Annotated in this window: 6 protein-coding genes; 3 read left to right on the forward strand and 3 right to left on the reverse strand. The window is 71.5% G+C overall.

The annotated features are described in order from the left end of the window. Positions 1–5: 5 nt before the first annotated feature. Entirely contained in the window at positions 6–1073 is a 1068-nt protein-coding gene (hemE, locus tag AQJ58_RS08515) for a uroporphyrinogen decarboxylase (protein WP_067246859.1), read from the reverse strand. Positions 1074–1257: 184 nt separating this feature from the next. On the opposite strand from hemE, the gene AQJ58_RS08520 reads away from it, so the two are divergent. The 3 genes from AQJ58_RS08520 (at position 1258) to AQJ58_RS08530 (ending at position 4606) form a co-directional block, all read left to right on the forward strand. Further along, complete coding sequence (locus AQJ58_RS08520; protein WP_079078770.1) at positions 1258–1926, forward strand: DUF3000 domain-containing protein; 669 nt, start codon at positions 1258–1260, stop codon at positions 1924–1926. A 333-nt stretch (positions 1927–2259) separates the two neighbouring features. Further along, on the forward strand, positions 2260–2922 hold the full coding sequence (locus AQJ58_RS08525) for a response regulator transcription factor (RefSeq protein ID WP_067246864.1): 663 nt from the start codon (positions 2260–2262) through the stop codon (positions 2920–2922). 385 nt (positions 2923–3307) lie between these two features. Continuing rightward, positions 3308–4606 carry a ribonuclease D gene (locus tag AQJ58_RS08530; protein ID WP_079078771.1) on the forward strand — a complete coding sequence of 433 codons (1299 nt, stop codon included), beginning with the start codon at positions 3308–3310 and terminating at the stop codon, positions 4604–4606. Positions 4607–4636: 30 nt separating this feature from the next. Here AQJ58_RS08530 and AQJ58_RS08535 read toward each other — a convergent pair whose 3' ends face one another. Both AQJ58_RS08535 and AQJ58_RS08540 read right to left on the reverse strand, forming a co-directional pair. After that, a complete protein-coding gene (locus AQJ58_RS08535) occupies positions 4637–5467 on the reverse strand; it encodes a carbohydrate ABC transporter permease (RefSeq protein WP_067246869.1) in 831 nt (276 codons plus the stop codon). After that, positions 5464–6172 (reverse strand): carbohydrate ABC transporter permease (locus AQJ58_RS08540; RefSeq protein WP_234359988.1); only part of this gene is annotated, 709 nt, incomplete at its 5' end. The genes AQJ58_RS08540 and AQJ58_RS08535, both read right to left, overlap by 4 nt.

A 6172-nucleotide genomic window follows, 5' to 3' on the forward strand; every position in this document is an offset into this window, starting at 1 on the left:
CGGAGCTAGCGGGCGGTGCGGGTGTGGACGTACTCCACGAGACGGGTGAGCGCGTCCGGGTCGGTGGACGGCATCACGCCGTGGCCGAGGTTGAAGACATGGCCCTCCAGGCCGGCGGCCGCGTCGAGGACCTCGCGGGTCTTGGTCTCGACGGCCTCGGTGCCGGCGAAGAGCACGGTCGGGTCGAGGTTGCCCTGGAGCGCCTTGCCGGGGCCGACCCGGCGGGCGGCCTCGTCGAGCGGGACGCGCCAGTCGACGCCGACGACGTCCGCGCCGGCCTCGCCCATGAGGTTCAGCAGCTCACCGGTGCCGACGCCGAAGTGGATGCGCGGGACGCCGTAGGACTCGACGGCGCGGAAGACCTTCGCGGAGGCGGGCAGCACCGAGCGCCGGTAGTCGGCGGGGGCGAGGGCGCCCGCCCAGGAGTCGAAGAGCTGGACGGCGCTCGCACCCGCCTCGATCTGGACCTTCAGGAACGCGGAGGTGATCTCGGCGAGACGGTCGAGCAGGTCGGCCCAGAGCTGCGGGTCGCCGTACATCATCGCCTTGGCGTTCTCGTACGTGCGTGAGGGGCCGCCCTCGACGAGGTAGCTCGCGAGGGTGAAGGGCGCGCCCGCGAAACCGATCAGCGGGGTGGCGCCGAGTTCCGCGGTGAGCAGTCCGATCGCCTCGGTGACGTAGGAGACGTCCTCGGGGGTGAGGTCACGGAGCTGGGCGAGGTCGGCGCGGGTGCGGATCGGGTGCTCGACGACCGGGCCGACGCCGGGCTTGATGTCGAGGTCGATGCCGATGGCCTTGAGCGGGACGACGATGTCGCTGAAGTAGATCGCCGCGTCCACGTCGTGCCGGCGGACGGGCTGGAGGGTGATCTCGGTGACCAGGTCGGGCCGCATGCACGACTCGAGCATCGGGACGCCCTCGCGGACCTTGCGGTACTCCGGCAGCGAGCGGCCCGCCTGACGCATGAACCACACGGGGGTGTGCGGCACGGGTTCACGCCTGCACGCCTTCAGGAAGGGGCTGTCGTACGTCGCTGTCGGCTGCCGGCCCGCGGGGCTCTCGTTCGCGCTCACGACGGCAAGTCTCGCACGGCGCCGGAAAGGGTGGCGCCGCCCCCACCGCCTCCCGTCGTGCCTCGGGGACACCCGTTCGGCCCTTGCGGGCGGCAGGCGTGTTCGCCCAGCGCGCAGGCGCCCGCGGGTCCCGCACGGGTGTCTTGCCCTGCGCGAGGCCGTCGTTCCCCTTAATCTTCCCCGCATGGCTGCGGCTCAGGGACGACTGTCGGACGGCGCTGGCGGGATGGACGAGGCGAACGAGGGGGAGCGCGATGGAGGCAGGTCGGCACCGCTGCCGTTCCGGGCCGCCGTCGACGCGTTGCGGGCGGCGCGGCTGCGGCCGCAGGTCGAGGTCGACCCGACCCCGGCGCCCAAGCGGCTCGCCCCGTACGCGTACGCCCTGGAGGCGACCGTCGTGGACGGCGAGCAGGATCTCGCCGACGGGCGGCTGGTGCTGCTGCACGACCCGGACGGGCACGACGCCTGGCGCGGGACGTTCCGGCTGGTGACGCTGGTGCGGGCCGATCTGGAGCCGGAGATGGCGGCCGACCCGCTGCTGCCGGAGGTGTGCTGGTCCTGGCTGACCGGCGCCCTCCAGGCGCGCGGCCTCGCGTACGGCGAGCCGAGCGGGACGGTCACGCGGGCCGGCTCGCACTACTTCGGCGGTCTGGCGGAGCGGCCGGCGAACTCGCAGATCGAGATCCGCGCCTCCTGGACCCCCCGCGAGGGCCTCGGCGGGGTGCCGGACACGGCGGCCCACCTGGCGTCGTGGTGCGACCTGCTGGCCCAGGTGGCGGGTCTGCCGCCGGCGGGCCCCGGGGACGCCTCGGTGGTGACGCTGCCGCAGCGCCGGGGGCCGCAGCCGCGTTAGGACGGGCCCCCGAGGGCCTGTCCGGTACAGCTGTACGAGTGGGTCGGCCGCCGGAAACGGCGGCCGACCCATTTGGCCGTCCTGATTGACCATCTCTTTGTCGATACGGCCACTTTCGATCCCGGACCGCACCCACCCAAACCGATTCGATCTTCGGATGATCGATCGCGTGTCCGAATTGCACGTATTGTTACTCACTAGATCGTGATCATTTTCTAAAGGACCCCCGGCCCGCTGCCGAAGACGACTGTGACCTTGAAAGCACGGTTCGTCGGGGCCGCCCCTCTCCCCACCCGCCCCCGAACCGGCTCCGTCCCCCACCCAGGAGGCCTGGTGTCCGTTCTTCTCGAGCAGCCCGCAAGCCTGGTCGCCTACCGCCCGAACAAGCCCACCGCCATGGTGGTCGTGGCCGACCCGCGCGTGCGTTCCACCGTCACCCGTCACTTGTGGGCGCTCGGTGTGCGCGACGTCATCGAGGCCTCGTCCATCGCGGAGGCTCGTCCCCGCGTCGGCAACCCCCGGGACATCTGCGTCGCCGACGTCCACCTCCCCGACGGCTCCGGACTCACCCTGCTGTCGGAGACCCGCGCCGCGGGCTGGCCCAACGGGCTCGCCCTGTCCGCCGCCGACGACATCGGCGCCGTGCGCAACGCCCTCGCGGGCGGTGTGAAGGGCTATGTCGTCACCGGCACCCGCACCAACCTCGGGCTCCCCACCCGGCCCGGTGCCGCCCCCATCGGATCCGCGGCCGCCCGGCTGCACCGCCGCCCCCCGGGTGCCCCGAGCCACCCGGGCGGCTACCGCGAGCTCTCCGGCCGCGAGGTGGAGGTGCTGCGTCTGGTCGCCGAAGGCCAGTCGAACAAGGCGATCGGCGTCTCGATGGGACTGTCCGCGCTGACCGTCAAGAGCCACCTCGCCCGGATCGCCCGCAAGCTCGGCACGGGCGACCGCGCCGGGATGGTCGCGGTGGCCCTGCGGACCGGCATCATCCACTGAGACCCCGGCGGGCCCGCGGCTTCCGGTCCCTCCGGGCTCCTCACCCGCCCACTTCCCACGCCCCTCCTCCTCCCCCGGTCCGCACCCGGCCTTCCCGGCCCTCTCCCGGCCCTTCCCCCGGTCGGCGGACTGCCTGCCGGTCCTCTTCCCCCCCTCCCCTTCCCCCCTCAGCCCGGCCTCTTCCCCACCCTTCCCCACCCTTCCCCCCTCTTCCCCGCCCTTCCTGCTCCTCCCCGGCCTTTCCCCGGCCCTTCCCCCACCCTCGCCGGCCACTTCCGCGCCTTCTCGCGGCTCCCCATGGCCCTGACTGGTTTACGACCCTGCGGCCCCCGTCGGCGGAACGTTCCGTCGGCGGGTGGCGTCCACACACGGATACCCTTGACAGGTGACCGACGCCCAAGAAACCGCAGCAGCCAGCTCACTGCGAACCACCGGAGGCGCCCCTCCGGACGACGGCGGATCTACTGCTTCTGTTTCCGGGGCGCCCACACCTCAGCCGACTCCTCTGCTCGAACCCCGCGAGGGAATCCCGCCGGTGATCGCCGACGAGGCCTCCCTCGCCGAGACGATCGCCGCCTTCGCCGCCGGCACCGGCCCCGTCGCCGTCGACGCCGAGCGTGCCTCCGGCTACCGCTACGGACAGCGCGCGTATCTGGTGCAGCTGCGCCGCGAGGGCGCCGGCAGCGCACTGATCGACCCCGTCGCCTGCCCCGACCTCTCCGGGCTCGGCGAGGCCCTCACCGACGTCGAGTGGGTGCTGCACGCCGCCACCCAGGACCTGCCCTGTCTGCGCGAGATAGGCCTCGTGCCCACCCGTCTGTTCGACACCGAGCTGGCCGGGCGGCTCGCCGGGTTCCCGCGTGTCGGCCTCGGCGCGATGGTCGAGAGCGTGCTCGGTTTCGTCCTGGAGAAGGGCCACTCCGCCGTCGACTGGTCCACCCGCCCGCTCCCCGAGCCCTGGCTGCGGTACGCCGCCCTGGACGTCGAGCTCCTCGTCGACCTGCGCGACGCGCTGGAGAAGGAGCTGGAGCGGCAGGGCAAGCTGGAGTGGGCCCACCAGGAGTTCGACGCGATCGCCTCCGCTCCCCCGCCCGAGCCCCGCAAGGACCCCTGGCGCCGCACCTCCGGCATGCACAAGGTGCGCAGGCGTCGGCAGCTCGGCGTGGTGCGCGAGCTGTGGCAGACCCGGGACCGCATCGCCCAGCGGCGGGACGTCTCGCCGGGCAAGGTGCTCTCCGACGCGGCGATCGTCGAGGCCGCGCTCGCCCTCCCCGCCAACGTGCACGCGCTGGCCGCGCTGAACGGCTACGGCCACCGGATGGGCCGGCGCCAGCTGGAGCAGTGGCAGGCCGCCGTCGAGCGGGCGAAGACGCTCGCCGAGTCCCAGCTGCCGCAGCCGGGGCAGCCCGTCGCGGGGCCTCCGCCGCCACGGGCCTGGGCCGACAAGGACCCGGCGGCCGCGGCACGGCTCTCCGCGGCGCGGGCCGCCGTCTCCGCGCTGGCCGAGCAGCTGAACATGCCCCAGGAGAACCTGATCGCGCCGGACAGTGTGCGCAGAGTGTGCTGGGAGCCGCCCGTCCCTCTCGACGGGGAGTCGGTCGCCGGTGTGCTCACGGGGCTCGGCGCCCGGCCGTGGCAGGTCGAGCAGGTGACACCCGTGCTGGTCAAGGCACTGACCACCTGAGCGCGCCGGGTTGCCGTGGGGGGAGGCCGGTCATCTGGTCGCTCCCCGCATGAAGCCGTTGTAGATGTACTTCTGGAGGGCCAGGAAGACGATCAGGGTCGGCAGGATCACCAGGACCGCTCCTGCCGAGATCGTCTCCCAGTGGGCGCCGAAGGGGCCCTTGAAGCGGAACAGGGACGTCGAGATCACGCCAAGATCCTGTGAGGGCATGTACAGGAAGGGGACGTAGAAGTCGTTGTAGACGGTGATCCCCTTCACGATCACCACCGTCGCGATCGCCGGCTTCAGCAGCGGGAAGATGATTTTCCGGTACACGGTGAAGGCGTTCGCGCCGTCCAGGCGGGCCGCCTCGTCCAGCGAGACGGGGATCGAGCGGACGAACTGCAGGAAGATGTAGATCGAGACGATGTCCGTGCCCATGTAGAGGGCGATGGGCGCCCAGAGCGTGTCGAACATGCCGAGGCTGTTGACGATCTGGAAGGTCGCCACCTGGGTGGTGACCCCGGGGACCAGGGCGGCCAGCAGGAACAGGGCCACCACCAGCTTGCGGAAGCGGAACGTGAAGCGGTCGATGGCGTACGCCGTCATGGAACCGATGAGGACGGTCCCGCCGATCGAGAACACCAGGATGAACGCGGTGTGCCCGAACGCCGAGAGCATCCGGCCGTCCTGGAACGCCGTCACGTAGTTGTCGAAGTTCAGCGGGTCGTCCGGGAGCGTCAGGGCCCCGCTGTCGTCGGCGAGCTCCGCGTCGGTCTTGAGGGAGGTCAGCAGGACCACGCCCAGGGGGAGCAGCACGACCAGGGAGGCGAGGACCAGGGACAGGTACACCAGCGTGCGGGCTGCGGCGCGGCGGGTCATACGAGGTCCACCCTGTCGTCGGGGACCAGTCGGCGCTGGAGCCAGGTCACCGCCAGGATGATCAGCAGCAGGACCACGGCGGCGGCCGAGGCGAGGCCCGTCTTGTTGAACTGGAAGGCCAGCTTCACGGTCTGGATCACGAAGGTCTCGGTGCCGGTCGCCCCGCCCGTCATGATGTACGGGATCTCGAAGGCCGACAGCGAGCCGGAGACCGAGAGGATCACGGTCAGCGTCAGCACCGGTCTGATGCCGGGCAGGATGATGTGCCGGAACTGGTGCCGGCGATTCGCGCCGTCCAGTGCGGACGCCTCGTACAGCTCACCCGGGATGGACTGGATCGCGCCCAGGAACAGCACGAAGTTCAGGCCCAGGTAGCGCCAGACGGAGACACCCGCGAGGGAGGTGTTCGCGGAGACCGGGGTGCCGAGCCAGGCGTGGCCGGAGTGGTGTCCGAACAGGGCGAGGACCGAGTCGAGGGTGCCGCCGTCCTGGAAGAAGTACAGGAAGACGAAACCGATCGCGACGCCGTTGATCAGGTACGGGAAGAACAGCACGCCCTTGAAGAAGTTCCGGAAGCGGACGTCGAAGCTGAGGACCGTGGCGAAGTAGAGCGCGGCCACGATCTGCACGGCCGAGGCGGCCAGGTAGTAGCCGCTGACGAAGAAGACCTCGAACAGGTCGGAGCGGGTGAGGAGTTCGGTGTAG

Source organism: Streptomyces sp. DSM 15324 (assembly GCF_001514285.1).
Lineage (GTDB): Bacteria > Actinomycetota > Actinomycetes > Streptomycetales > Streptomycetaceae > Streptomyces.

Excerpts from the sequence above, each read along its gene's own strand:
- AQJ58_RS08535 (WP_067246869.1), bottom strand. The coding sequence starts at position 5,467 with ATGACCCGCCGCGCCGCAGCCCGCACGCTGGTGTACCTGTCCCTGGTC.
- AQJ58_RS08520 (WP_079078770.1), top strand. The coding sequence starts at position 1,258 with ATGGCTGCGGCTCAGGGACGACTGTCGGACGGCGCTGGCGGGATGGAC.